The sequence below is a fragment of the Bacillus sp. iso_77 genome, assembly GCF_056173625.1.
In genome coordinates, this window is sequence record NZ_CM149683.1 from 2,796,101 (window position 1) to 2,821,305 (window position 25,205).

23 protein-coding genes and 4 pseudogenes are annotated in these 25,205 nt (G+C 41.1%); 5 read left to right on the forward strand and 22 right to left on the reverse strand.

The window, feature by feature from the left end; genetic code table 11:
- Positions 1-86: 86 nt before the first annotated feature.
- From tlpB to AC0VYC_RS14515, 7 genes and pseudogenes are all read right to left on the reverse strand, one after another.
- On the reverse strand, positions 87-2,075 hold the full coding sequence (gene tlpB, locus AC0VYC_RS14485; protein ID WP_039169704.1) for a methyl-accepting chemotaxis protein TlpB: 1,989 nt from the start codon (positions 2,073-2,075) through the stop codon (positions 87-89).
- 370 nt (positions 2,076-2,445) lie between these two features.
- Complete coding sequence (locus AC0VYC_RS14490) at positions 2,446-3,393, reverse strand: methyl-accepting chemotaxis protein (protein ID WP_370539194.1); 948 nt, start codon at positions 3,391-3,393, stop codon at positions 2,446-2,448.
- Positions 3,385-4,422: pseudogene (locus AC0VYC_RS14495) on the reverse strand (HAMP domain-containing protein); the annotation flags it as partial. The gene AC0VYC_RS14490 and the pseudogene AC0VYC_RS14495, both read right to left, overlap by 9 nt.
- A gap of 181 nt (positions 4,423-4,603) precedes the next feature.
- The gene (locus AC0VYC_RS14500; protein WP_370529239.1) at positions 4,604-5,554 is read right to left on the reverse strand and encodes a methyl-accepting chemotaxis protein; all 951 of its coding nucleotides are present in this window, start codon (positions 5,552-5,554) and stop codon (positions 4,604-4,606) included.
- Positions 5,549-6,592 (reverse strand): annotated as a pseudogene (locus AC0VYC_RS14505) (HAMP domain-containing protein); the annotation flags it as partial. The gene AC0VYC_RS14500 and the pseudogene AC0VYC_RS14505, both read right to left, overlap by 6 nt.
- Positions 6,593-6,718: 126 nt before the next feature.
- Positions 6,719-7,669 (reverse strand): methyl-accepting chemotaxis protein, encoded by a 951-nt coding sequence (locus AC0VYC_RS14510; protein ID WP_370529240.1) that lies wholly within the window; start codon positions 7,667-7,669, stop codon positions 6,719-6,721.
- Positions 7,661-8,710, reverse strand: a pseudogene (locus AC0VYC_RS14515) (cache domain-containing protein); the annotation flags it as partial. The gene AC0VYC_RS14510 and the pseudogene AC0VYC_RS14515, both read right to left, overlap by 9 nt.
- A gap of 156 nt (positions 8,711-8,866) precedes the next feature.
- Between AC0VYC_RS14515 and AC0VYC_RS14520 the strand changes: the two are divergent.
- Positions 8,867-9,607: a protein-glutamine gamma-glutamyltransferase gene (locus tag AC0VYC_RS14520; RefSeq protein ID WP_008345763.1), complete on the forward strand. Its 741-nt coding sequence runs from the start codon at positions 8,867-8,869 to the stop codon at positions 9,605-9,607.
- A gap of 21 nt (positions 9,608-9,628) precedes the next feature.
- On the opposite strand, the gene AC0VYC_RS14525 is transcribed toward AC0VYC_RS14520, so the two are convergent.
- From AC0VYC_RS14525 to AC0VYC_RS14550, 6 genes are all read right to left on the reverse strand, one after another.
- Positions 9,629-9,877: a hypothetical protein gene (locus AC0VYC_RS14525; protein WP_251210414.1), complete on the reverse strand. Its 249-nt coding sequence runs from the start codon at positions 9,875-9,877 to the stop codon at positions 9,629-9,631.
- A gap of 24 nt (positions 9,878-9,901) precedes the next feature.
- Positions 9,902-10,933 (reverse strand): NAD(P)H-dependent flavin oxidoreductase, encoded by a 1,032-nt coding sequence (locus AC0VYC_RS14530; protein WP_251210415.1) that lies wholly within the window; start codon positions 10,931-10,933, stop codon positions 9,902-9,904.
- Positions 10,934-10,947: 14 nt separating this feature from the next.
- The gene (locus AC0VYC_RS14535) at positions 10,948-11,349 is read right to left on the reverse strand and encodes a secondary thiamine-phosphate synthase enzyme YjbQ (protein WP_025207889.1); all 402 of its coding nucleotides are present in this window, start codon (positions 11,347-11,349) and stop codon (positions 10,948-10,950) included.
- A 136-nt stretch (positions 11,350-11,485) separates the two neighbouring features.
- Positions 11,486-12,778: a hemolysin family protein gene (locus AC0VYC_RS14540; protein WP_024719710.1), complete on the reverse strand. Its 1,293-nt coding sequence runs from the start codon at positions 12,776-12,778 to the stop codon at positions 11,486-11,488.
- A gap of 49 nt (positions 12,779-12,827) precedes the next feature.
- On the reverse strand, positions 12,828-13,502 hold the full coding sequence (locus AC0VYC_RS14545) for a zinc metallopeptidase (protein ID WP_024719711.1): 675 nt from the start codon (positions 13,500-13,502) through the stop codon (positions 12,828-12,830).
- Positions 13,503-13,583: 81 nt separating this feature from the next.
- Positions 13,584-13,808, reverse strand: a complete 225-nt coding sequence (locus AC0VYC_RS14550; protein WP_008345775.1) for a YuzI family membrane protein — start codon at positions 13,806-13,808, stop codon at positions 13,584-13,586.
- Positions 13,809-13,934: 126 nt separating this feature from the next.
- On the opposite strand from AC0VYC_RS14550, the gene AC0VYC_RS14555 reads away from it, so the two are divergent.
- Positions 13,935-14,921, forward strand: a complete 987-nt coding sequence (locus AC0VYC_RS14555; RefSeq protein WP_041507696.1) for a potassium channel family protein — start codon at positions 13,935-13,937, stop codon at positions 14,919-14,921.
- On the opposite strand, the gene AC0VYC_RS14560 is transcribed toward AC0VYC_RS14555, so the two are convergent.
- The 5 genes from AC0VYC_RS14560 to AC0VYC_RS14580 all read right to left on the reverse strand — a co-directional run bounded on the left by AC0VYC_RS14560 (position 14,918) and on the right by AC0VYC_RS14580 (position 19,822).
- Entirely contained in the window at positions 14,918-15,319 is a 402-nt protein-coding gene (locus AC0VYC_RS14560) for a YugN-like family protein (RefSeq protein ID WP_024719713.1), read from the reverse strand. The two genes, AC0VYC_RS14555 and AC0VYC_RS14560, sit on opposite strands and share 4 nt — an antisense overlap.
- 29 nt (positions 15,320-15,348) lie before the next feature.
- A complete protein-coding gene (locus AC0VYC_RS14565; protein WP_058013817.1) occupies positions 15,349-15,567 on the reverse strand; it encodes a spore germination protein in 219 nt (72 codons plus the stop codon).
- Positions 15,568-15,884: 317 nt separating this feature from the next.
- A complete protein-coding gene (locus tag AC0VYC_RS14570; protein WP_024719715.1) occupies positions 15,885-17,240 on the reverse strand; it encodes a glucose-6-phosphate isomerase in 1,356 nt (451 codons plus the stop codon).
- 126 nt (positions 17,241-17,366) lie between these two features.
- Positions 17,367-18,539: an iron-containing alcohol dehydrogenase gene (locus tag AC0VYC_RS14575; RefSeq protein WP_008345787.1), complete on the reverse strand. Its 1,173-nt coding sequence runs from the start codon at positions 18,537-18,539 to the stop codon at positions 17,367-17,369.
- 119 nt (positions 18,540-18,658) lie between these two features.
- Positions 18,659-19,822: an iron-containing alcohol dehydrogenase gene (locus AC0VYC_RS14580; protein ID WP_017358962.1), complete on the reverse strand. Its 1,164-nt coding sequence runs from the start codon at positions 19,820-19,822 to the stop codon at positions 18,659-18,661.
- A gap of 144 nt (positions 19,823-19,966) precedes the next feature.
- On the opposite strand from AC0VYC_RS14580, the gene AC0VYC_RS14585 reads away from it, so the two are divergent.
- Positions 19,967-20,203: a DUF378 domain-containing protein gene (locus AC0VYC_RS14585; RefSeq protein ID WP_008345792.1), complete on the forward strand. Its 237-nt coding sequence runs from the start codon at positions 19,967-19,969 to the stop codon at positions 20,201-20,203.
- A gap of 67 nt (positions 20,204-20,270) precedes the next feature.
- Here the strand turns inward: AC0VYC_RS14585 and yugI are convergent, their stop codons facing one another.
- The 3 genes and pseudogenes from yugI to AC0VYC_RS14600 form a co-directional block, all read right to left on the reverse strand.
- The gene (gene yugI, locus AC0VYC_RS14590; RefSeq protein ID WP_024719717.1) at positions 20,271-20,663 is read right to left on the reverse strand and encodes a S1 domain-containing post-transcriptional regulator GSP13; all 393 of its coding nucleotides are present in this window, start codon (positions 20,661-20,663) and stop codon (positions 20,271-20,273) included.
- A gap of 198 nt (positions 20,664-20,861) precedes the next feature.
- Positions 20,862-22,055, reverse strand: a complete 1,194-nt coding sequence (locus tag AC0VYC_RS14595) for an aminotransferase (protein WP_039169726.1) — start codon at positions 22,053-22,055, stop codon at positions 20,862-20,864.
- Positions 22,056-22,555, reverse strand: a pseudogene (locus tag AC0VYC_RS14600) (Lrp/AsnC family transcriptional regulator).
- A 178-nt stretch (positions 22,556-22,733) separates the two neighbouring features.
- Between AC0VYC_RS14600 and AC0VYC_RS14605 the strand changes: the two are divergent.
- Positions 22,734-23,558: an alpha/beta fold hydrolase gene (locus tag AC0VYC_RS14605; RefSeq protein ID WP_017358960.1), complete on the forward strand. Its 825-nt coding sequence runs from the start codon at positions 22,734-22,736 to the stop codon at positions 23,556-23,558.
- Here the strand turns inward: AC0VYC_RS14605 and AC0VYC_RS14610 are convergent.
- The gene (locus AC0VYC_RS14610) at positions 23,555-23,815 is read right to left on the reverse strand and encodes a YugE family protein (RefSeq protein WP_045034535.1); all 261 of its coding nucleotides are present in this window, start codon (positions 23,813-23,815) and stop codon (positions 23,555-23,557) included. The genes AC0VYC_RS14605 and AC0VYC_RS14610 overlap by 4 nt on opposite strands.
- An 83-nt stretch (positions 23,816-23,898) precedes the next feature.
- On the opposite strand from AC0VYC_RS14610, the gene AC0VYC_RS14615 reads away from it, so the two are divergent.
- On the forward strand, positions 23,899-25,074 hold the full coding sequence (locus AC0VYC_RS14615) for a MalY/PatB family protein (RefSeq protein ID WP_058336859.1): 1,176 nt from the start codon (positions 23,899-23,901) through the stop codon (positions 25,072-25,074).
- Positions 25,075-25,205 lie beyond the last annotated feature (131 nt).

Sequence of the window (25,205 nt, forward strand, 5' to 3'; positions counted from 1 at the left end):
TCTCTCCTTTTCTTCGGATTTCCTCTATTGTACGAGATCATCTCTTAAAAAGAAAAGCGGTTCCCCTTGAGGAGAACCACTTTCCATTATTCACTGATCTTGAATTTTTTAATTAAGTCACGCAATTCTTCCGCCATTTGGGAAAGCGTCGTCGAAGAAGAACTAATCTCTTCCATTGATGCCAGCTGTTCTTCTGCTGATGCCGCAATATCTTGAATACTTGCTGAACTCTCTCTCGATACATCTGCAATTTCATTCACTGCTTTAGAAATTTGCTCAGATCCTTTTGAAAGCTCACGAACTGTCGTATTCATTTCATTGATTCTTGTCGCAATTTCCGCTGTTTGCTGATTGATTTGTGAGAAGCTTTCTTTTGTTTGGTCTGTAATTGATAGGCCATTTTTCACTTCTTCATTCACAGATTTGAACATATTTTGAGACGTTTCTATTTCAGAGACAATTTCTTTGACGAGTTTTTCAATCTCTTTTGCAGAATCTGATGATTGAACTGCCAGTTTACGGACTTCTTCTGCTACAACCGAGAAGCCTCTGCCTGACTCACCCGCACGTGCTGCTTCAATGGCTGCATTCAGTGCCAGTAAATTCGTTTGATCTGCTATACCGTTAATGACACCTAAAATGTTGGTGATATCTTTTGATTTATGCTCTAATCCGTTGATCACACTTTCAGCTTCTTTCACTGAATGATCAATCGTTTTCATTTGGCCAACTGTCTGTTCAACAAGCTGTCCGCCTGTTTCTGCGACTGTTTTTGATTGAACCGATGATTCTGTAATGACATCAGATGTTTGTGCAACTTCATTTAGCCCTTCGTTCATTTGTTTCAAGTGGGCTGCACTTTGTTCCACCATTTCGCTTTGATTTTCGTTTCCGTTCGAGAATGTTTCAATGGACGATGTAATATGTTCGGTTGCTTTTGTCGTTTGACCTGCACTTGCCGTCAGTTCTTCCGACGATGACGCCACGTTCTCAACAGATGTCTGTACAGCTTGGATGACGTCTCTGAGTGACTCACTCATTTCATTAAAACTTGTACCGAGCTGACCAATTTCATCCTTTGATTTAACATCAATTTTTTCTGTTAAATCTCCTTCGCTAATCTTCTTAGAAGAGGAGACAAGCATGGAAAGTGGTTTTGTAATAGAACGGATGATAAAGAAGATGAGAATACCGCCAATGATGAGCGCACCAGCTAATATAATAGCCGCCATGTTGAAGACTGGCTGCGCCGCTTCTTCTACTTCATTGACAAACATTGTACCGGCAATTTTCCAACCAGTCGCTTTGTTTGTTGTGAACTCCATTTGCTTTTCTTTTCCTTCAAACATATAACTCATTGAACCTTTGTCTTGTGTATAAAGCTTGTCTACCCAATCACCTGTTAATTTTGTTCCTGCTTTTTTCGTTGGATGTGCCACGTATGTTCGATCTGGGCTGCCGATAAAAGCATGACCTTCTTTACCAATATTGATACTATTAGACTCTTTTACTAGATTCGCAATGTCCAGGTTCATGGCAATAACACCAGAACCATCCTCTAGTTTTTTAGAAATCGTCACAACAAGCGTACCAGTTGATGCGGTTGGATATGGAGCGGAAACAGACAGCTCACCGTTTTTCGCCCAGCCATCTTTGTACCAATCCCGCTCAGTTGCGACATAATCAGCAGGCATTTTTTGATTAGGATATCTTGAGAACACTTTTCCATCACTTGAAGCAACAAAGATGCCTTCTGTGTCATCATTCATGCTCATGAACTGCTCAAAGCGTCCTTGAATATCAGTCGTTCCTTTTTGCCCCAGCTTTTTCTCCGTAATCCATTTGCTAAAGAAATCGGCTGCGTCTGTTTTTACTTTTACAACCTTCGTAATGTTTTTGTCCAGCTGTTCTACATTTTCCTTTGCACTTTGCATGATTTGATCATTTAAAGAGGTGCTCGCCGTATGATATGAAGAGAATGCCAATACGATAATTGGGCATAAAAGAATAAATAAGAAAGAGAAAACGAGCTTTTTTGATATCGATGGTTTTTTGAAATACTGTATGAAATTCATAAAAAAGAAAACTCCTTTTAGTAAGATAGTATATATATCGGAAGTACTACTAGGTTCTTTACTTTTTTAACTTATTAAAGTCTAGATAAGTCCAAAATACCCAAATTATGTGCAAATAACGGAAAAACACCTGACGTCAAAACGTCAGGTGTTCCAGATTATTGACAAAGGGCTAAAATGAACTTTATTTTAGCCCTTTGTCTTCTTTTCAGCGTGATAGAAAACCTTTGCAGCCCTAGGAAGGACGAGTACTGGCGCGGAGCGAATTTGAATTCGTGAGCACCAGCACGCAGGACTGACACCGAATGCGAGGGTTTGTCTATACGCTGAAACCCCTGACGTCAAAACGTCAGGGGTTCTACTATGACTCTTATATTTTAAATTGTTTGATGAGCTCTCTCAGTTCTTCTGCCATTTGAGATAAAGTGGCGGAAGATGAGCTGATCTCTTCCATTGATGCCAGCTGTTCTTCTGCTGAAGCCGCAATATCTTGGAAACCTGCGGAACTTTCACGTGAAAGCTCTTTGATTTGATTGACTGCTTGTGAAATATCGTTTGAGCCATGAGAAAGTTCTTGGGCTGATCCGTTCATTTGTTTCATTTGTTCTGTCATTTCTGATGTCTTATGGGTGATTTTCTCAAAACTCACTTTCGTTTCATCTGTAATGTTTAATCCAGATTGAACTTCACCTGCTACTTGTCTAAACATCTTCTGCGACTTTTCAATTTCATCTACAATTTCGTTCGTTAGGCTTTCAATTTCTTTTGAAGAGCTGCCTGATTGCTCTGCCAGCTTGCGGACTTCTTCTGCGACCACAGAGAAGCCTCTTCCTGCCTCACCTGCACGTGCGGCTTCTATCGCTGCATTTAAAGCGAGGAGGTTCGTCTGATCTGCAATGCCGTTGATGACTCCAAGAATGCTTGTAATGTCCTTAGATTTCTGTTCTAGCCCTGCAATCACAAGCTCTGCTTCTTTCACTGCTTGTTCAATCGTTTGCATTTGACCTGCTGTTTTTTGAACGAGCTCTCCACCAGCCTGAGCGGTTTTGCTAGACTCGATAGATGATTCCATCATGTGAGAAGTCGTGTTGACCATATGTGATAAACTGCGATCCATGTCGTTTAGCTGGACAGAGCTTTTTTCAATCATCTCATTTTGATGTTCATTGCTGTTTGAGAACTGTTCAATAGATGAGGTAATATGCTCAGTTGCTTGAGCTGTCTGTCCTGCGCTAGCCGTTAATTCTTCAGATGAGGCAGCAACATTTTCAATTGAATTCTGGACGGCTTGAATGACTTGTTTCAGCTTTGCCGACATATCGTTAAAGCTCTGTGCAAGTTTGCCGATTTCATCATGTGTGCGCACCTCAATATGCTGGGTAAGATCCCCCTGACTGATTTTCTCAGCCGATTCAGAGAGCTCTATGAGTGGTTTTCGAATTGATTTAATAATAAAATAAATCGCGATTCCACCGATGACAATCGCAGCAGCTAGGATGATCATGGTTAAGTCAAGCACTGGCTGCGCGGCTTCTTTCACTTCGTTAACATACATGGTGCCCGCGAGCTTCCAGCCTGTCGCTTCATTTGTGTCATAAAACATTTGCTTCGGCTGTCCGCTGAATTCATATTCGAAACTGCCTTTTTTATTGTTATACATTTTTTCGATGAAATCGCCTGTCAGTTTCGTCCCGGCCTTTTCCGTTTTATGAGCAATGTAACGTTGGTCTGAGGTAGCAACAAACGCATAACCTTCTTGACCAATTTTGATGCTGTTTGTATCTTTCACAATTGTGTTCAATCGTACATTTATGCCGATAACACCAGAACCATCTGCTAACTGTTCTGATATTGTGATGAGCAGGTCATCTGATGACTTGTCTGTAAAAGGATCTGAAATGATGAGTTTGTCATCTCCCATTGATTGTTGAAACCATGGTTCATTTTTTGCGCTTTTGGCACTGCCTTTATGAATCTCGGAATATTCAGTTAGTTTACCATTCTGATCTGCAACAAATACTTCTACGACATCGTCGTCTGTTTCCGATAGTTGCTCTAATTTCACCTTAAGTAAATCCTTATTTTTAGAGGCCAGTTCCTTTTTTTTCACCGATTTAGATAAATATGAAACAATATCAATTTTAGGCTGTACATCTTTATTGATCAGTTCATTTAATTGATTCACACCATTTGCAGCGCTAGACATAATCTCATCATTGAGAGACTTAGACGCCACTTCATAGGAAAATGCGGCCAACACAAGAATGGGCACTAGGAGAATCGCTAAGAATGCAGTAATTAATTTCTTTGACATCGTAAAGTGCTTAAAAAAGTTGATTTTTTTCATGACTCTACTCCTTTTGGTTTATGATTTGGGATCATCCCCCTCTATTCTTAGGTAATACGGATTATTTTTCAAGGTGTAATGTTCAAAAAACCACCAAAATAAGCATATTTACCTATTCCTTTCGATTTACTCACTTCAAAAAAAGAACCCCCTAGCTAGCTGGAGGTTCTTTTCATTTGGTTTATTCGACTTTAAATTTGCTAATTAAATCACGTAATTCTTCTGCCATTGAAGAAAGGGTGGCAGAGGATGAGCTGATCTCTTCCATTGATGCCAGCTGTTCTTCAGCTGAAGCGGCAATGTCTTGAATATTGGCGGAGCTTTCACGTGATACGTCTGCAATCTCACGGACAGCCTCAGAAACATGTGCAGATCCTTTTGACAACTGGACAACTGTTCGATTCATTGTTTGGAGCTGATCTGAGATTTCTTTGGTCATGTCGAAAATATTGTGGAAGCTGACTTTCGTTTGTTCAGTAAAGCTTAAGCCTGATTGAACTTCTTGATTTACTGCTGTGAATACTTCTTGTGATACATCAATATCTTGAACGATTTCTTTGATTAAGTTTTCAATTTCTTTCGCTGAGTTGGCAGATTGAACAGCAAGTTTTCTTACTTCTTCTGCTACAACGGAGAAACCTCGACCAGATTCGCCAGCTCTTGCTGCCTCAATCGCTGCATTCAGCGCAAGTAAATTCGTTTGATCTGCGATGCCATTAATGACACCAAGAATCTGGGTGATATCTTTTGATTTGCTTTCTAGCGCACTGATGACATTCTCTGCTTTTTTCACTGATTGATCAATCACGTTCATTTGAGAAGCGGTTTTTTCTACTAGCTGTCCGCCTTCTCCTGCAATCTCTGTTGATTTGATGGATGAAGCGGTAATCGATTCGGCCGATTCATTCATGTGCTGAAGGCCTCTGTTCATTTCTTCTAACTCTTCTGAGCTTGATTCCACTTTATCATTCTGGCTTTCGTTACCAGTAGAGAATTGTTCAATGGCCAATGTAATATGCTCTGTTGCTTTACTTGTTTGTCCTGCGCTTGCGGTCAGTTCTTCTGATGAAGAAGCGACATTTTCAACGGAGGTTTGGACGGCACCAATGAGGGATCTTAATGAGTCAATCATCGTATTAAAGCCTTTACCAACTTGTCCTATTTCATCATCTGATTGAATCTGAAGTTTATCACGTAAATCACCATCGCTGACCTTTTTCGAGAAACGGGCCAGATTGGATAATCTATTTGAAATAGAGCGGACAATAAAGAAGATGAGGGTTCCTGCTACGATCAGTGTCACACTGAACACAATAATGGCTGTATTGAAAACGGGTTTAGCTGCATCCTCTACTTCTGATACGAGCATCGTGCCGCCGATTTTCCAGCCGGTTAGTTCATTGGTGACATAAGCTACCTTTTTATCTGTTCCATTTAGTGTATAGCTGCCGTTTCCTTGTTTGTTTTTAAAAATAATGTTCGCCAAATTCTCATTGACTTTGCTTCCTGGCTTTTGGGTTGGATCTGCTAACACGGTTTTATCCTTCTCCATGATGAAAGCATATCCTTTTTGACCTATTTTGATTTCTTTTAGCTTTTGAATGAGGCTGTCAATTTCCATATCAAGACCAATTACCCCTGAGCCATCTTTCGTTTTTTGGGCAATGGTGATGACCATTTTACCTGTAGATGCTGCGACATATGGCTTCGTGATGACTTGTTTACCATCAGCACTCATGGCCTCTTGATACCATGGACGCTCTCGCGGGTCATAGCCTTCAGGCATTTTTTGAACTGGGTATTGCATGAACAAACCCTTTTCTGAACCTGCATAAATGGCTGAGACATCTTTTTCATTAATTTTTCCATATTGCTGCAATTCTTTAATGGTAGCTTGTCTATTTTTTTCTTGAAGATTAGCCGCTTTGAGATCATCTGTAAACAGAGTCACAGCCTCTGCCTTGTTCCCAATATTCTCATCGATTAAGGTATCAAATGCATTGACCTGACTCATTGCACTGCCCATAATCTGCTTGTCTAACTCTGTTTTTGATGTAAAAAATGCACTGATTGTGAGTGCGACGGTTGGCAGTATAAGGACTACCAAAAAGGCAATAACTAATTTTTTAGAAATGGATGGTTTTTTGAACCATTGGATCATTTTTCCCATTTTCTCTTTCCCCCTTTACTTCTCTAAAGTTATTATCGGATGAAAGGTTTATTTTTAGAGGGCTGGAAATGACGTTTAAAAATAAAAAAAATACCCAGACAATTCTGGATATTTTTTCATCGTTTTTTAATCAATTTTAAATTGACTTGTCAGCTCTTTTAGTTCCTCAGCCATATTGGCAAGTGTGACAGAAGAGGACGAAATTTCTTCCATAGATGCCAATTGTTCTTCAGCAGATGCCGCAATATCTTGAATGTTCGCCGCACTTTCTCTTGAAACTTGACGCATCTCTTGCATGGCTTGTGACACAAGTTTTGATCCGCTTGATAGGTCAACCGCTGTATCATTTAATTGAGTGAGCTTTTTCGACATACCTTCTGCCGCCTCATAGATGTTTTGGAAGCTTTCTTTTGCTTCTTCTGTCATCCCAAGTCCTGCATTTACTTCTCGGTTAACAGCTTTAAACATCTCTTGAGATTTGGAAATTTCCAACACAATTTCTTGGATCAGCTTTTCAATTTCTTTCGCTGAATCTGCAGATTGGACCGCTAGTTTTCTGACTTCCTCTGCTACGACAGAGAAACCGCGCCCTGATTCACCTGCTCTTGCTGCTTCTATGGCTGCATTGAGTGCAAGTAAATTCGTTTGATCTGCGATGCCATTAATGACATTTAAAATACTCGTAATATCTTTAGATTTGTATTCTAATTCTTTCATGACTTGTTCGGCTTCTTGTACAGATGTATCAATATGTTTCATTTGATTCGCTGTGCTTTCAACGATACGTCCGCCTTGTCCAGCCGCTTCTGTCGATTGAATGGAGACAGCAGTCACTTCTGATGAAGTTTGTGACATACCTTGTAATCCTTCATTCATTGCGACAAGCTGATTCGTGCTAGATTCGACTTTCTCATTTTGTGCTTCATTCCCATTTGAGAATTGTTCAATCGACATGGTGATATGCTCTGTCGCCTGACTTGTTTGGCTGGCACTAGCAGTCAGCTCTTCTGAAGCTGAAGCTACATTGTCGACAGATTGCTGGACCGCTCGGATAACTTCACGCAAAGATTCACTCATCTTACTAAAGCTTCTTGTGAGGTCTCCTATTTCATCCTTCGATTTGGTTTCGAGGGTTTCCGTTAGATCCCCTTCACTCACCTTTTCTGAGAAATCAACAAGCCTTCTAAGTCCAATTGTGATGGAGCGAACGATAAAGAAGATCGCAATACCGCCAAGGATAAAAGAAGAAATTAAAAGAATAATGGCAGAATTCCAAACTGGCTGTGCTGCTTCTTCTGTTTCTGATACAAACATCGTTCCAGCAATTTTCCAACCTGTTAAATCATTTGTTACAAAAACGAGACGTTTTTGCTCTCCTTTATTCTCATAAGTTGATGTTCCTTCTTTGCTGCTGTAAAGGATTGATGAAATATTTCCAGTCACTGCAGATCCTGATTTTTCTTCTGGATGAGCGACAATCTGTTTATTTTTATTTGCAATAATTGGATATCCTTCTCGTCCAATTTTAATATCTTTGATTTTATCGACGATATCCTGAACATCAATATCAATCCCAATGGCTCCCGACCCGTCCTTTAGACGCTGAGCGATTGTGACAACCATGCCGTTTGTTGTGGCAGAGATGTATGGATTGGTGACCACAGGTTCACCTTTTTCGTCCTGCATCGCCGCTTTATACCAATCACGAGTTGTTGGATCATAGCCTTTTGGCATGTCCACTTTAGGGAACTGAATAAAGTCACGATTTTTACTTGCTGCATAAAACCCAACCACATCGTCTTCATTGATTTTACTGTATATCTCAAAATGCTCATACAGTTCGTCCTGGTTTTTCTTTTTAAAGTCTGCAGCACTAGATGTTTCGGTAAACAGTTTGACTGCGTTCTCCTTATTCAAAAGCTTTTGCTCAATCATGTCATTCAGCTCATTGACTCTTGCGTTGGCTCCGTACATGATTTCATGATCTAATTCTTCTTTGGCAATCTGATATGAAATCGTACTGAGTGTAATGATAGGCAAGACGAGAACAAGTGTGAATGAAATAATCAGCCTTTTAGAAATCGATGGTTTTTTCAACCATTTTATGATACTTTTCATGTTTTTCCTCCTTTTAAACGTTATGTTTTATATCGGACAGCTTCATATTATTTTCATGTTTTTCAAATAAAAAGGATGACTTTTTGTTTATTTTCACAAATTGATTCCTTGCCCAAGCATCCCGCATACGCTAATACAAAAGGGGGCGCTTTTCATATGATTATCCTTTCAGGACAGCCAGTGACAAATGAGCAGCTGGCATCGTTTCAGCTAGAAGGACAAAAGCGGATCATTTTGATGCAGTTACAAGCCTCAAATGATACGTTCCGTTATAGGCAAGCATCTGATTTGTTATTTGAGGTGACTTTAAGATCGAATATCATGAATGCAGCAAGAGATTTGAATAAGAGCGGTGCCTCATTTGCTATCTTTCAAAGGTCCCGTGCGAATGACGCCTATTGGCGTGTATCAGAGGCCGGAGCGTTAGAACTGCGCTATCAAGTCGAGCCATCTACGGGGATTAAAGACATCTTTGAAAATGGCTCAAAATATGCCTTTGAATGTGCCACAGCGATTGTCATTGTGTTTTATATGGGAGTCTTGCAAACGGTAGGAGACGAGAAGTTCAATCGAAGACTTAGAAGTTTAACACTGTATGACTGGCACTATGATACATTGTCCATTTATACAGAGCGCGGAAATGATTTTATTTATGGGGATTGCCTATATTTCGAGAATCCAGAATTTAGCTATCAACAGTCTCAATGGCGCGGAGAAAATGTGATTTACTTAGGGGAAGATCAATATTATGGGCATGGGCTTGGGATCTTAACAGCTGCAGAGATTATCGATAAATTAAATGCCAGAAGACGGCCAGGGGCGGTTCAGTCCGCTTATTTACTGCCGCAGACTACTAGGATGGATGTTATTTATCTCAGGCAAATGTTTGGCAGCTAAAAAAGGCCTCTTGTCTATAGGTTATGACAAGGGGCCTTTGTATGCCTTGCGTTTTCGGTAATCATGGAGCGTGCCAAGCATTGCGTTTGCTAGGATTTCCATTTCTTCTAGATCGTTTCTTGTGACTGGAGGGTCGTGCTGATTCCATTTCACATAACGAACGAAATAGTAATGACGAATGGGGGTAAGAACGGCAGGGGAGTGAGGAAAATTATCAAATAGAAATTCAATTTGTCCTTTTTTCCGATATGAATGTTTTAAGATTTCCATCCTGTCACACCACCCATCATCAAATTATATCTGCGTGAGTTCATGCATGATCTCTTCAACGGTTAAAATGGAATGAATACGGCCAACCCCCTGACCTGCCCAAAGAGCCATTTGTTCTGGGTTTCCTGTAGCAGCTGCCGCTTTTCGCATCGGTGTTGTCCATACATGCTGTATAGGATAGGGAAGAACCCGGTCTTCATTTCGTCTTTCTTCCTCCATCCACTGATTGACAATACCTCTGGCCTTTTTTCCAGAGAAAAGCCGTGTCATCGCTGTTTCACTGCCTTCTGCCTGTAACAGCGCCTTTTTGTACACATCTGCCGCAGCACTTTCTTGACTCGCTAAAAATCTTGTCCCTATTTGAACCGCATCTGCTCCAAGTGCTAGTGCTGCTTTCATAGTGGTCCTGTCTGTGATACCTCCAGCTGCAATCAATGGGATATGACAGACAGACTTGACATCACTGATCAGGCAGAAAAGTCCCTGCAGAGCATCTCCCTTTGAAGGTAAAAAGGTGCCTCGATGCCCTCCTGCTTCACTTCCTTGCAGAACAATGGCATCCATTCCTTTTTCTTCTAAAAGCAGTGCTTCTTTTTTTGTTGTAGCTGTTCCGATGAGAAAGATCCCCTTTTGTTTCAGGTGATGAATTGTTTGTTCATTTGGACAGGCAAATGTAAACGAAACAGCTGGGACTTCTTCTTCTTGAAGAATGTTGATTTTTTGTTCATAGTCCTTCCATAATTCTTCCTCGCTAGGGATCATCTGTGCTTCTGGAATGACAGGCAGCCGATCTGTCCAAAATGATACATCTTCTGTTTTCGTTTCTGAAATGGGTTCAGGGACAAACACATTCACTTGAAATGGACGAGATGTCAGCTGTTTGACCTGTCTGATTTGCTGCCTCATCTTTTCAGGCTGTACATAACCACTTGCTAAGCTGCCGAGACCGCCATATTGTGAAACAGCGGCGACAAGCTGCGGCGTCACCGCTCCTCCTGCCATTGGTGCTTGAATGATGCCATGTTCAATTTGAAGTAACGCTGTGAATTCTCCCATCTTCTCCCCCGCCCTTACTCGTTAGATGACACCTGTACATAAAAGTGACGATGTCTCGGTCCGTCAAACTCACAAAAATAGATTCCCTGCCACGTTCCAAGCACAAGATCACCATGATGGACAAGAACGTGCTGAGATGCTCCCATATAACTAGCTTTCATATGCGCTGCTGTATTGCCTTCCATATGACGATCTTTTGAATGTTCCCATGGAAAGACTTCGTCAAGCCGGCGCAGCATATCTCGTTTGACGTCTGGGTCGGCATTTTCATTAATGGTGATTCCAGCCGTCGTATGTGGACAATAGACCATAACCGTTCCGTTTTGAATCCCAGTTTCCCGGACATATTGCTGAACTTCATGGGTAATGTCTATCATGTCATCGTGTTTGTCTGTTTGTACGTTGATTTTTTTCATTTCACTGGCTCCTTTTGATCATGTCTATAAAACCATACCCTTTTTATGTGAAACCAATCACTGCCGGTTGGCAGAAACAAATCTTCTTACCTAAAGTTTACCAAGCAAAAAAACCTCGTCAATAGCTCCGAGGTTTTTAGGAAAAGTGAACCTTTTTTACTTCTATGGTTCGAATATGATGATCTTCTGCATCGACAATTTTAAATTCACAGCCTTCTGCTTCAATGATATCTCCAATGTCAAAATCAATTTTATGCGTCATCATCCAGCCGGCAATTGTATCAACATCATCATTTTCAATCGCTAAATCCAATAAATCATTTACTTCATCGATCAAGGCTTTTCCATCCATGACATAGTGGAAGTCACCTTTTTTCACAATATGCGGGGTTTCATCTTGATCATATTCATCTCGAATCTCGCCCACAATTTCTTCTAATATGTCTTCAACTGTGACGAGACCTGCTGTTCCGCCGTATTCATCTACAAGCACCGACATATGAATCCGTTCCTTTTGCATCAAAATCAACAGTTCTTGAATCGGTGTACTTTCAATGACACGAATGACAGGGCGCATTAAGTCTTCAATGGACACCTCTTGATTGAGAAAACTTGCTTTAAATACGTCTTTGCTATTGATCACACCAATGACATGATCTTTGTCTTCTTTAATGACAGGATAACGTGTATACCTTTCGTTCAGCATATAATGCGTCACGTCTTCCAGGCTCTGTTCAATTTCAATGGCAGAGATTTCTGTGCGCGGGATCATAATCTCTCTCGCCACTCGGTTATCAAATTCAAATATTTTATTGACATATTTGTATTCAGATTGGTTGATCTCGCCCTTTTCGTAGCTTTCAGACAGGATGAGACGCAATTCTTCCTCACTAATCGCCACTTCATGTTCTTTGACAGAATGAAAACCAAATAATTTCACAATGCCTCGTGCAGCCCCATTTAATGCTTTAATAAACGGGTACATGACTTTATAGAAAAAAATAAGAGGTTTTGCCGTCACAAGACTGACGGCTTCTGCCTTTTGAATGGCAATCGTTTTGGGAGCAAGTTCCCCAACGACAACATGCAAAAACGTAATGATCACAAAGGCAATGATAAACGATATGATGTCTGTCAAAGCGGAATGAAGCCCTGCCTTTTCAAAAAGCGGATGCAGGAAATGTTCCACTGTTGGCTCCCCTAACCACCCTAAGCCTAATGCCGTGATGGTAATGCCAAGCTGACAGGCAGATAAATATTCATCAAGGTTGGTTGTCAGTTTCTGAACATGAATGGCTCTCTTATCACCGCTTTCAATCAGCTGATTGATTTTTGAACCTCTAATTTTCACAATCGCAAATTCAGTGACAACAAAAAATGCTGTCGCAGCAATGAGTAATAGGACTAAAAATACGTTTAAAATATACAAAAAAAACCCTTACCTAACACGGGTAAGGGCTCACCTCCTCTGGCGTCAATTAATCATTACGGCCATTTAGGAAGATCATTACAAAACGGAGCAATTCAAACAGGGAGACAAGGGCCGCTGCTACGTACGTAAGAGCTGCGGCATTTAACACCTTGTTCACGCCTCTTTCTTCACTGCTTCTAATGATTCCTTCTGAAACAATGATATTCTTTGCACGAGAACTTGCGTTAAACTCAACAGGCAATGTCACTAGCTGAAAGAACACAGCAGCTGAGAACAGAACGATCCCAAGCCCGATTAAGTTAAGGCTGCCGAGCAATAATCCACCTAGGAAAAGAAGCGGGGCAACACCAGATGCAAAGTTCACGACAGGGAAGATCTTATGTCTCAAGACAAGCGCACCATAGGATTCCTGATGCTGCAAGGCATGTCCAACCTCGTGTGATGCGACTGAAATGGCCGAAATGGAATGGCCATAATACACTGGTTCAGATAAACGAACCACACGCTGCGTCGGGTCGTAATGATCAGTCAAAGTTCCTCTTACCGGTTCAACGGGTACATCGTATAACCCGTTGCGATCTAAAATATATCGAGCGGTTTCAGCACCTGTTTTCATACTGGCAGCTTCAACCTTTGAATACTTTTCAAAATTATTCTTTACTTTAAATTGTGCCCAAAAAGACAATCCCAATGCGGCAAATGTTAAAAAATAAAAAAACAGCATGCTCATCAGCTTCCTTTTTATTTTATATATTTATTTACAATTTTAATGACTTTTATGTAACGTGTACAGCAAAAAGCACTAGGTCTTTTTAAGGGGAATCACTACACCAATGAAAAAGAAGAACATTCCGATGCATGCTGTATAAAATGTCACCGTTCCATATAGGTCTTGAAAAAAACGAAGCCACGAGAAATCATTCATAAAATGGTTCACCGCATTTAAATCAAACACGAGTAAAATCACCGCAGATGATAAAAAGTGTGCGCCGATAAAAAGAAGTACGGTCTTTTGAACAAACGACATTCGCATTCCCTCCTTCTTCTCTCTTATTTTAAGATATGGGTTCTGTTTCAATACATGACGATGATGAAAAATTGTTTCCTAATCGGGCATACTGACATTAGCAGTCTCCCTGAAAGGACGAGTTCGATGAAATCAAACCGTATCTTCATTGCCTGGCTAAGATGGCCTCTTTATGTTCGCATTGCGATCATCATCTGTTTCTTGCTTCTCTTTTTTGGACAATTAATCGTCATACTTGAACCAAAGCAGTATCATACGATCTTTGATGGGATCTGGTGGGCTCTCATTACAGTCGCGACGGTAGGCTATGGTGATTTTGTGCCGCAAACCATGCCCGGACAAATCGCAGGTATGGCGCTGATTCTGATCGGGGCAAGCTTTGTCACGGCTTATTTTGCCACACTCGCTGCCGCTGTGTTCAGTAAGCAGCACCATTATGTAGAAGGAAAGGTCGCTTTTAAGGGGAAAGGACATGTCATTATCGTTGGCTGGAATGAGAAAACGAACAAACTGCTTCAATCGTTTCAAACCATTGATCCCGCCATGCCGATTGTACTCATTGATGATTCCTTAAAAGAAGGACCTCTTTTAGAGAATGTCCATTTTATTAAAGGCCATGGTACAGAGGATGCCACACTTCGCAGAGCAAATATTATGAGTGCTGATACATTGATGATTACCGCCGACCAGCATGAAAATGAAGTGACGGCTGATATGCAGAGTGTCTTAACCTTGCTTGCGGCAAAAGGATTAAATCCTTCGTTATATTGTTTAATTGAAATTTTAACCGATCGCTATGTGAAAAATGCTGAGCGGGCTGGCGCCAATCAAGTCATCCATACTTCTGATGCCGTGAATCATTTAATGGTGGAGCATTTTCTTTTAAAAGAACAGCTCATGGCGTTAAAAATAAAAAGAAACATGACCCTCCATAAACAGATCACTATCATTCCAGTACCAGCTTCATTAGCTGGAGAGACATTCTTAACGGCACTTCATCACTTTTTAGAGCATCATGTGATCATTGTAGGCGTACAAAAAAAAGAAGGACCCATGATGAATCCTCCTTTTGGATATGAGCTTCATCCAGAGGATGAGCTGATCAGCTTTTAAAGCAGTACATCTTCTAATTCTTTGACGAGTGAAAAGCCAATTTCGGCATAAGCCTTTGACACATCTCCGTCTTTCTCTTTCGGTTCTTGGAATTGGTTAAAAGATGCCCCTACATTTCCAACCATCGCATGGTCATCTAATTTATCTTGATAGACATGCTTTAAGAGAAATGGATGTCCCATTTTCACCACAACGCCTGGCTGATCCAGCTGTCCTTTCTCGGCTGTAAACGGAACTCTGAGAAAGGTATAGCCGTCACGGTTGTCAATTTTATAATCAAAATATCCATGATCATAATCCCAATTCCCATTAATGACATATCCGAGCGGCTTCATGTTTTCTTCTAAATGGTACAGTGAAAAGCTTTCACCAGTTAGCCTAGATGGTACATGAATCATACAGAACCCTCCTTTTTGTATAGGGTTCGTTAAAGAGAGGAATTCATACATTTGCCTTTCGTGATTTGCACATTGTTTGTAAAAGCAGCATCAAATAAGGTCTGGCTGGATGATGCATTTGTCTCGTTCGCACTGCCCGCTCCAGATGTGTCCTTTACAGCACTCATTGGACAAATTCGCCCAACATTCCCAAAGTTAACGATGGCCTGCCCGGAAATGTCATGGATATAAATATGATTTGTTCTCATCGCTTCATCAACCTCCTCCATTGATTATTCTATGTACAGAACTTAGGGAGGCTTGCACTGACACCATGAGAACATAAAAAAAGGCACACCTTATGAAAAGATGTGCCTTAGCGTGTAGACAAACCCTCGCATTCGTTGTCAGTCCTGCGCACTGGTGCTCACGAATGTCAAATTCGCTCCGCTCCAGTGCTCGTCCTTCCTAGACTTCAAAGGTTTTCTATCACGCTAAAAAGAAGACAAAGGGCTAAAATACAGTTCATTTTAGCCCTTTGTCAACAATCTGAGGCACACCTTATGCAAAGATGTGCCTTTTATTCTTATGATTGTTTGAGACGGCTCTCAAGTTCTGCCTTTTTCTCTTCGAAGCCCGGTTTTCCTAATAAAGCAAACATGTTCACTTTATACGCTTCTACTCCAGGCTGGTCGAATGGATTGACGCCTAGTAAATACCCAGACATCGCACATGCTTTTTCAAAGAAGTACACGAGATATCCGAATGTATAAGCATCCATTTCAGGAATTGTCACAATCAGGTTCGGTACTTTTCCATCCGTATGAGCAAGCATTGTGCCTTCAAATGCTTTTTTATTGACGAAATCAACCGTTTTTCCTGCAAGATAGTTTAACCCATCAAGGTCTTGTTCTTCTGCTTCGATGACAAGTTCATGTCGTGGCTTGTCTACATTCACGATGGTTTCAAACAAGTCTCTTCTTCCTTCTTGTACATATTGACCAAGTGAATGAAGATCTGTTGAGAAGTTCGCAGATGAAGGATAGATTCCTTTTTCATCTTTCCCTTCACTTTCGCCGAATAACTGCTTCCACCACTCCGCAAAGTACTGTAAGCCTGGCTCATAGTTAATCAGCATTTCAATTGTCCGTCCTTTATTATAAAGAACATTACGGACAACCGCATATTGATAAGCCGCATTTTCTGAGAGCTCAGATGAAGCGAAGTCTTCACTTGCTTTCGCAGCACCTTCCATCATTTGATCAATGTCTGCACCGCTTACAGCGATTGGCAATAGACCAACTGCTGTTAAAACGGAATAGCGTCCGCCGACGTCATCAGGGATGATAAATGATTCATAGCCTTCTTCAGTTGCTAATGTTTTGAGTGCCCCGCGTGCCTTGTCAGTTGTCGCATAGATGCGTTTTTTCGCTTCTTCAGCACCATATTTTTCGATAAGGAGCTTTTTAAAGATACGGAACGCAATGGCTGGCTCTGTAGTTGTACCAGATTTTGAAATCACGTTAATGGAGAAATCGGCATCTTCTAGCAGATCCATTACATCTGTTAAATAAGAAGAACTGATGTTGTTTCCAATAAAGATGATTTGCGGTGTTTTGCGTTTGCCTTTTGGCAAACTATTATAGAAAGAATGGTTTAAAAACTCAATGGCCGCACGTGCGCCAAGATAAGAACCACCAATTCCAACAACGAGTAATACATCAGAATCAGATTTAATCTTTTCTGCACTTTTTTTAATGCGGGCAAATTCTTCGCGATCATATTGCTTCGGTAAGTCAACCCAGCCTAAATAATCACTGCCAGTACCCGTTTGTTCATGAATATTATGATGGGCCACCTTCACAAAATCTTTTAAATATGTAAGCTCATGTTCTTGAAAGAAAGGTAACGCTTTCGAGTAGTCAAATTGAATATGTGTCATCGCTTGTAAGCCCTCCATTACGTTAGTTCTGTCCCTTTCACTTTAGCGGAACTAGCTATTGAAATCAAGTGATCGTCATTGATGCAGCAAAAAGCCGCTCCTCATGAAGAGAAGCGGCCATCCAAATTATAGAGAAGCTTTCAAAATCGCTAAAATGTCATCACGGCCAAGTTTCATAAAGTTACCAAAACCACCATATTCCATTTCTTTTGCTGCGATGTCAGCAATTTTGTCCAGTTGATCTTCACCAATATCATAATCCGCTAAACGGCTCGGTGCACCGAGGCTTGTCCAGAAGGCTGACAGCTTGTCGATTCCTTCTAATGCGATGTCACGATCCGATTTTCCTTCTGTCTCAATGTCAAACATGTTCAACATGAGGTTTTTAAAACGTTCGACATTATGATCAAGTGTATGACGCATCCAGTTTGGGAAGAGGATCGCAAGTCCACCTGCATGCGGAATGTCATAGACTGCTGATACTGCATGCTCAATCGTATGTGATGCCCAGTCGCCAAAGTAACCCATTTGCAGCGTGCCATTTAAAGCAATTGTTCCTGCATAAAGGATGGTTTCACGGTGCTCATAGTTTTGTAAGTCTTCAAGTAGCTTTGGTGCTGTCTCGATGACTGTTTGAAGAACAGCAAAACACATCCGATCTTGTAGAGGGGTGTTTTTGACGTTATGGAAGTATTGTTCAAATACATGGCTCATCATATCAACCATGCCATACACCGTTTGATTCTCTGGCACAGAATATGTGTGCTCAGGATCTAAAATTGAAAAAGCAGGGTGCGTGACTGAACTGCCCCACACGTACTTTTCATTTGTTTCCCAGTTCGTGATCACAGAATCCGGGTTCATTTCTGAGCCTGTCGCTGCAAGTGTCAATACTGTGCCAAATGGCAGTGCTTTTTGAGCGGTCGTTTTCTTTGAAATAATATCCCAAACATTCCCGTCATATTCAGCTCCAGCTGCAATGGCTTTTGTACAGTCGATGACACTTCCCCCACCAACTGCTAATAAGAAATCAATGTTCTCATTTTGGCAAATGTCGATCCCTTTTTGCACTGTAGTGAGACGAGGGTTCGGTTCGACTCCTGACAGTTCAAATACGTCAGCCTCTGCTTCATTTAAAGCGCTGATAACCTTATCATAAAGACCATTTTTCTTAATACTGCCTCCACCATATACAAGAAGCACTCGCTTTCCATAACGAGCGAGTTCGCTTTTTAGTCCGTCTAGTTGTCCTTTTCCAAACATCAATTTCGTTGGATTATAGTAAATAAAGTTTTCCATCTGTTCTACATCTCCTTAAAACATTTATATCCAAAAACATGAAAGACTACTGTAACATATGTACATGCAGAACTCAAAAAAGATAACTGCTTAAAAGCAGCTATCTTTTCCATGTTCGATTATAAAGAAGCGTTTAAAATAGCTAGAACATCTTCTTTGTTCAGCTTTTTAAATTGGCCAAATTCACCACGTGCCATTGCACGGTCTGCAATCAGATCAATTTTCTCATCGTTGATGTCATAGTCAGCTAAACGGTTTGGTGCGCCTAGACTTGTCCAGAAAGCAGAAAGTTTTTCGATTCCTTCTAAGCCAACTTCTTCGTCTGTTTTGCCCGCAGGATCTACATCGAATACACGCACTGCTAATTGCTTGAAGCGACCTGGGTTTTCTTGAATGACATGCTTCATCCAGTTCGGGAACAAGATCGCAAGTCCGCCTGCATGCGGGATGTCATACACCGCGGATACCGCATGCTCAATATTGTGAGATGCCCAGTCTCCGCGTGCGCCCATTGAAAGCATTCCATTCAGTGCAATGGTGCCTGTGAATAAAATCGTTTCACGAAGCTCATAGTTTTCCAAATCATTGATCAGCTTTGGTGCTGTTTCAATGACCGTACGAAGAAGTCCTTCACACATACGATCTTGGTAAGGTGTATTCTCCGTGTGATGGAAATATTGTTCAAATACGTGAGACATCATGTCGACCATGCCATAAATCGTATGGTTTTTTGGCACAGTAAATGTATTGACTGGGTCAAGAATAGAGAATTTAGGGAAGACAGCCGGACTGCCCCATCCGTATTTCTCATTTGTTTCCCAGTTTGTGATGACGGAGCCAGAGTTCATTTCAGAACCTGTCGCGGCAAGTGTTAATACTGTACCAAATGGGATGGCTTCCATTGGGACATGCTTACGAGTGACGATATCCCAAGCATCTCCATCGTATTTCGCACCAGCTGCGATCGCTTTTGTTGCGTCAATCACGCTACCGCCGCCGACTGCCAAAATAAAATCAATTTGGTTCTCTTTGCAAAGCTCAACCCCTTTTCTAACCGTTGTTAAGCGCGGGTTTGGCTCAACACCAGCAAGCTCAGTGATTGCAGCTCCTGATTCTTTTAAGATGCTGACAACTTGGTCATAAAGGCCATTTCGTTTAATGCTGCCTCCACCATATACAAGCAATACGTTTTTTCCGTAGTGTTTTAGTTCATCTGAAAGGGCTGATACTTCTCCCTTTCCAAAAATTAATTTCGTTGGGTTCCAATAAGTAAATCGATCCATGTGATCTCCTCCTCGCGCTACATTATGCGCTTCTTTCATTCCAAAAGTAAAGTAATTTGCTTTCATCCATTTTCTTACGCATAGTTTGGCTAAAAATCTGCAAAATATAAATGTATTGATACTGTAGCGAAAGGAGGAATCACGATGAGTGCTATTCAGCGTATTGCCCTCGTGCTCACGATTATCGGTGCTATTAACTGGGGACTAATCGGCTTTTTTCAATTTGACTTAGTAGCAGCGATCTTTGGCGGTCAAGGTGCTGCATTATCACGTATTATTTATGGTCTTGTTGGAATTGCAGGTCTTGTCAATCTTGGTCTGTTGTTCAAACCTAGTGAAGAAGCTGTCCGCCGTGACGAGCCAAATCCAGAGGTCCGCTAATGAAAAAGACATAAAAAAAAGACTGCCTATGAGGCAGCCTAAGGCACCGTTTGAAGCGGTGCTTTTTTTATTTCTTGATAAGGTCTTTACGGTTAGATTGCTCAATCCACTCTTCAAGTTTATCTTTCAGTGTATTGAAACCTTGTGGTGCAGCAGCTTCTTCTTTCGCTTGCTGTGGTCTTTGTTTCTTTGGTTTGCTTTCTTTTCTTTCTGGTGCATCTTGTGTCGCACGGATAGAAAGGCTGATTTTACCTGCATTTTCATCAACAGAAAGAACTTTTACTTGTACTTCGTCACCAATTGAAAGGTGCTCGTTGATGTCTTTTACAAAGCCATGTGTTACTTCAGAAATATGCACAAGTCCTTGAGTTTCTTCATCTAATGCAACAAACGCACCATACGCTTGTAATCCTGTTACTTTACCAGTGTAAACACTGCCTACTTCAAACTTTGTCGCCATGATAACAACTCCTAAATAAATGTTTTAATATTCGTTTATACGCAATTAAAAACTATATCACAGAACGCTCTTTTACGCAAAATATTTTTTAATTGGGTTTAGATCAGTTTAAAAGGGGGAATACCTGAAAACAAGAATGCTTTCTAGTATTCCCCCCTAATTTGAGAGGCATGAGTCCAGATGGATTGATGCCTTTTTTTATTTTAAGATAGCAGGTGCTTCTTCTTTCACTTGTCTATTCTGTAAAAAACGCTGGATTCTTGAAAGTGATTCCTGCAAGTGATCGAGTGACGACGCATATGAACAACGAATATGTCCTTCACCACTTGGACCGAATACATTTCCAGGGACAACCGCTACTTTCTCGCTAAGCAGCAGCTCCTCAGCAAATTGTTCTGAAGTCATGCCTGTGCTTTTAATGGACGGGAAAGCGTAAAACGCTCCGTTTGGCTGGTGGCAAGTGAGTCCAAGTTCATTGAGAGAGCCGACAAACAAATTACGGCGCCTTCTGTAGCTTTTCTTCATTTTCTCCACATCTTCAAGTCCATTTTTTAATGCTTCTTCTGCGGCATATTGTGCCATAGCTGGTGCACACATCATAGAATATTGATGTATTTTCAGCATGGCATCACGGAGGACTGGCGGTGCTGCCACATAGCCTAAGCGCCAACCCGTCATAGCGAATCCTTTTGAAAAGCCTGAAATCAAAATCGTTCTTTCCTTCATATCTTGAATCGCCGCCACACTCGTAAAAGCTTCATCGTACGTCAGCTCTGCATAAATCTCATCCGTGATAATTAAAAGATCATGCTCCTTTGCAAACTGAGCAATATCTTCAAGCTCTTCTTTCGAGTAAACAGACCCTGTTGGGTTTGATGGAGAGCATAGCAAGATGGCTTTTGTTTTCGGCGTCAGCTTCGTACGAAGATCAGCAGAATCGGCTTTAAAATCTTTTTCAGCCGATGTACTTAAATAAACCGGTACACCGCCCGCAAGTGTCGTCAGAGCCCCATATGCGACGAAACAAGGCTCTGGGATGATTACTTCGTCCCCGTTGTTTAAAATGGCGCGAAAGGCCAAATCAAGCGCCTGGCTACCGCCAACGGTAATAATGAGTTCTTCTTCAGGACTGTACTCAATGTGAAACCGCTTATATAAATAATGACTCAATTCTTTTCGCAAAGAGAGCAGCCCAGCATTTGCTGTATAAGAGGTCAGTCCTTGCTCTAAAGACATAATACTGGCTTCTCTCACATTCCAAGCTGTCACGAAATCCGGTTCGCCGACCCCGAGGGAGATAACCCCTTCCATTGTGGCTGCCAAATCAAAGAATTTCCGAATACCTGACGGCTGAATGCTTTGTACCGTTTCAGATAAATAAGACTTTTTCATTTAAGGAGACACCACGATTCTTTTGTCATCGTCCCCTGTTTCAAAGACTTTCCCATCATGCTTATATCTTTTCAAAATAAAGTGGGTAGTGGTTGAAACAACAGAATCAAGTGTCGATAATTTTTCAGATACGAAGCGGGCGATATCAGACATGGATCTCCTCTGATCACAACAGATAAATCATACACGCCTGACATTAAATACACGGACTCCACTTCTTGGAACCTGTAAATGCGTTCAGCAATTTCATCAAAACCGACGCCTCTTTTTGGGGTCACTTTCACATCAATCATCGCTGTAACGCCTTCGTGTCCGTCTACTTTTCGCCAGTCAATCATGGTCGAATAATCAATAATGACTTTTTGATCTTCGAGCTTTTGAATAATGGCTTCTGCTTCTTCTGATGTCACACCTGCCATTTTTGCAATTGTATTTAAATCGGCGCGGCTGTTTTCATCTAAAATCTCTAATATTTCAGTTTCTTTTTCGGTTAGTTTCATTGATTTCACACCTCTGATTGTAAAAAGCTAGTTTTAAAAAATCTTCTGAACATTATAGCACGTTTTTCCCATTATGCTAAGCATGGAAAAGATTCTAATCGTAGCTTAAAATCCACTTTTTAGGGTACAATACAGTCACCTAACAGAGAGTGAGTATCAAATATCGGAGTTGATGAGTGTGGACATTGTACAGCCATCCTATATGAAAAGTAAATTCGGTTTAGATATCTATTACGAACACTATCCAAATGAAGGTAAGAAGACATTGATTTTGATTCACGGCCTTTTCTCATCTACTTTCAGCTATCGAAAGCTCATCCCGCTTCTGAAACAAGACTTCAATTTAATTGCGATTGATCTGCCTCCATTCGGGCAGTCCGAAAAATCGAATACGTTCATTTACAGCTATCGGAACATGGCAAAAATCATCATTGAACTAGCTGGTTATTTGCAGATTCAGCATGCGATCCTCGTGGGGCATTCCATGGGGGGACAAATTGCTTTATATGCTGCCTCTGAGCGTCCCGACCTATTTGAAAAAGCCGTTCTTTTATGCAGTTCAGGGTATATGAATAAGTCCAAAAAGTCGCTTGTTTACAGCACTTATATTCCTTATTTTTATCTCTATTTAAAAAGAAAGTTGTTCAAGCAAGGTATTATGAAAAATTTAACCGCTGTTGTGCATGATCATTCGATTATTGATCAAGAGATGGTCGACGGATATTTAAAGCCTTTTTCAGATGACCAAATTTTCAGAGGTATTTTTCGTTTGATTCGGCACAGGGAAGGCGATTTAGCGTCAGATGTCTTAAAGAAAATGGAGACACCTGTCCTGCTGATTTGGGGGGAGGAAGACCGGATCGTTCCTATTCAAATTGGCGAAAGACTGCACAAGGATCTGCCGCATTCAACCTTTCACGCATTAAAAAAAACCGGGCACCTCATCCCTGAGGAAAATCCGGTCTTTGTGTCTGATCAAATTGGTCATTTCAGCCTGTCTTAAAACGAGCAGGAGCTACCTTCTCTTATGACAAAAAGCTGATTTGCGATATGCTGACAGCTTTCCATCGGAAGAAGCTGATCAAATGAGTGATGGTAAATGGCTTGAATGTCTTTCGCGAAAGATAACGGGTCTTCTGCGTCGTATAAGGCACTGATGACGTCAGCAGGCTCCGTTTCGTAAAAGTCCTCTCCATACTGAAAAGGGTCCCATGCCTTAATGATTTGAATCATCTCTTCTACAGCTTGACTATCTTTCATGGGGATCACCGCTTATAATAAATTTTGTGATGTTTATTTTAGCACAACCAAGAGTGGTTGAAAAACGGCTAGAGGTGGGTTTCATGAATTTCGACGAACAGATCATACGTAAAGGTTCAAAATCAGTCAAATGGGATCAAGCAGAGTCTTTGTTCCTGACAACAGATGCGCTGCCAATGTGGGTCGCAGATATGGATTTCAAAGCGCCCCAAGTCGTGCTTGATGCTTTAAAAGAACGATTAGATCACGGTGTATTCGGCTATGCATTTCAGGATCAGGAAACGCAGCAAGCAGTAGCTGACTGGCTCAAAAGAAGACACGGTTGGACGATACAAACAGATGCCGTCACCTTCACACCAGGTATCGTGACAGCACTTAGTTTTGCGGTACAAGCCTTTACAGCTCCGAATGATGAAGTGGTCATTCAGTCACCGGTGTATACGCCCTTCTATCAAATGATTGAAAGAAATGGACGTATCGTCTCAACCAATCCTTTAAAAATAGAAAACAACCGTTACATGATGGATTTTGATGATTTAGAGAAAAAATTAAGCAGACCAGAAGCAAAGCTGATGTTTCTTTGTCATCCGCATAATCCTTCAGGGAGAGCTTGGTCAAAAGAGGAATTAAAGCGTGTAGGAGACCTATGTGTACAGTACGGTGTCACCGTCGTGTCAGATGAAATTCATTCCGATCTGATGCTTTACGGACAGCCGCATGTGCCTTTTGCCAGCCTTTCTGATGAGATAGCTAACATCACGATAACGTGTATTGCACCGAGTAAAACATTTAATTTAGCTGGTCTTCAGGCATCTGCCATTATCATTTCTGATGAAGAAAAAAGAACCCTTTTCACCAATGAATTGCAAAGAAATGGATTGTCCAAACTGAATGCCTTTGCGATTCCTGCCATGGAGGCGGCCTATCGCCACGGAGATGAGTGGCTTGATTCACTTGTTCTTTATCTCGAAAATAATATGAAGATCGCAATGGATTATATTGATGAATATCTGCCGAGCATGCGTTATATGAAACCAGATGCTTCTTATCTATTATGGCTGGATATTCGTGATTATGAGCTCACTCAAGCAGAATTGAAACGTAATCTGCTGAAAAAGGGCAAGGTCATACTAGAGCTCGGAAACGTATATGGGCACGAAGGAGACGGCTTTATTCGAATGAATCTAGGCTGTCCTGCCGGAACAGTGAAAGAAGGTCTGAAGCGCCTTCATCAAGCATTCACTCTATCATCCGAATAAAACCATTTCTATCAAAAGAACATCCTAGCGGGTGTTCTTTTTAAAGAAAAAAACCCTCCTATTATCATATCTACTTTGTACATGAAATGATATAATGAGAGGAATTACAATTATTTACGAGGAGAGCATTT

Bases quoted from the DNA above. Each gene is read 5' to 3' on its own strand.
- AC0VYC_RS14520 (WP_008345763.1), top strand. From the start codon at position 8,867: ATGATTATCCTTTCAGGACAGCCAGTGACAAATGAGCAGCTGGCATCG.
- AC0VYC_RS14570 (WP_024719715.1), bottom strand. From the start codon at position 17,240: ATGACACATATTCAATTTGACTACTCGAAAGCGTTACCTTTCTTTCAA.
- AC0VYC_RS14555 (WP_041507696.1), top strand. From the start codon at position 13,935: ATGAAATCAAACCGTATCTTCATTGCCTGGCTAAGATGGCCTCTTTAT.
- AC0VYC_RS14565 (WP_058013817.1), bottom strand. From the start codon at position 15,567: ATGAGAACAAATCATATTTATATCCATGACATTTCCGGGCAGGCCATC.
- AC0VYC_RS14585 (WP_008345792.1), top strand. From the start codon at position 19,967: ATGAGTGCTATTCAGCGTATTGCCCTCGTGCTCACGATTATCGGTGCT.
- AC0VYC_RS14535 (WP_025207889.1), bottom strand. From the start codon at position 11,349: ATGAAAAAAATCAACGTACAAACAGACAAACACGATGACATGATAGAC.
- AC0VYC_RS14560 (WP_024719713.1), bottom strand. From the start codon at position 15,319: ATGATTCATGTACCATCTAGGCTAACTGGTGAAAGCTTTTCACTGTAC.
- AC0VYC_RS14490 (WP_370539194.1), bottom strand. From the start codon at position 3,393: ATGTCGGCAAAGCTGAAACAAGTCATTCAAGCCGTCCAGAATTCAATT.
- AC0VYC_RS14510 (WP_370529240.1), bottom strand. From the start codon at position 7,669: ATGAGTGAATCTTTGCGTGAAGTTATCCGAGCGGTCCAGCAATCTGTC.
- AC0VYC_RS14530 (WP_251210415.1), bottom strand. From the start codon at position 10,933: ATGGGAGAATTCACAGCGTTACTTCAAATTGAACATGGCATCATTCAA.
- AC0VYC_RS14580 (WP_017358962.1), bottom strand. From the start codon at position 19,822: ATGGATCGATTTACTTATTGGAACCCAACGAAATTAATTTTTGGAAAG.
- yugI (WP_024719717.1), bottom strand. From the start codon at position 20,663: ATGGCGACAAAGTTTGAAGTAGGCAGTGTTTACACTGGTAAAGTAACA.
- tlpB (WP_039169704.1), bottom strand. From the start codon at position 2,075: ATGAATTTCATACAGTATTTCAAAAAACCATCGATATCAAAAAAGCTC.
- AC0VYC_RS14575 (WP_008345787.1), bottom strand. From the start codon at position 18,539: ATGGAAAACTTTATTTACTATAATCCAACGAAATTGATGTTTGGAAAA.
- AC0VYC_RS14500 (WP_370529239.1), bottom strand. From the start codon at position 5,554: ATGATTGACTCATTAAGATCCCTCATTGGTGCCGTCCAAACCTCCGTT.
- AC0VYC_RS14550 (WP_008345775.1), bottom strand. From the start codon at position 13,808: ATGTCGTTTGTTCAAAAGACCGTACTTCTTTTTATCGGCGCACACTTT.
- AC0VYC_RS14615 (WP_058336859.1), top strand. From the start codon at position 23,899: ATGAATTTCGACGAACAGATCATACGTAAAGGTTCAAAATCAGTCAAA.
- AC0VYC_RS14525 (WP_251210414.1), bottom strand. From the start codon at position 9,877: ATGGAAATCTTAAAACATTCATATCGGAAAAAAGGACAAATTGAATTT.
- AC0VYC_RS14610 (WP_045034535.1), bottom strand. From the start codon at position 23,815: ATGAAAGATAGTCAAGCTGTAGAAGAGATGATTCAAATCATTAAGGCA.
- AC0VYC_RS14595 (WP_039169726.1), bottom strand. From the start codon at position 22,055: ATGAAAAAGTCTTATTTATCTGAAACGGTACAAAGCATTCAGCCGTCA.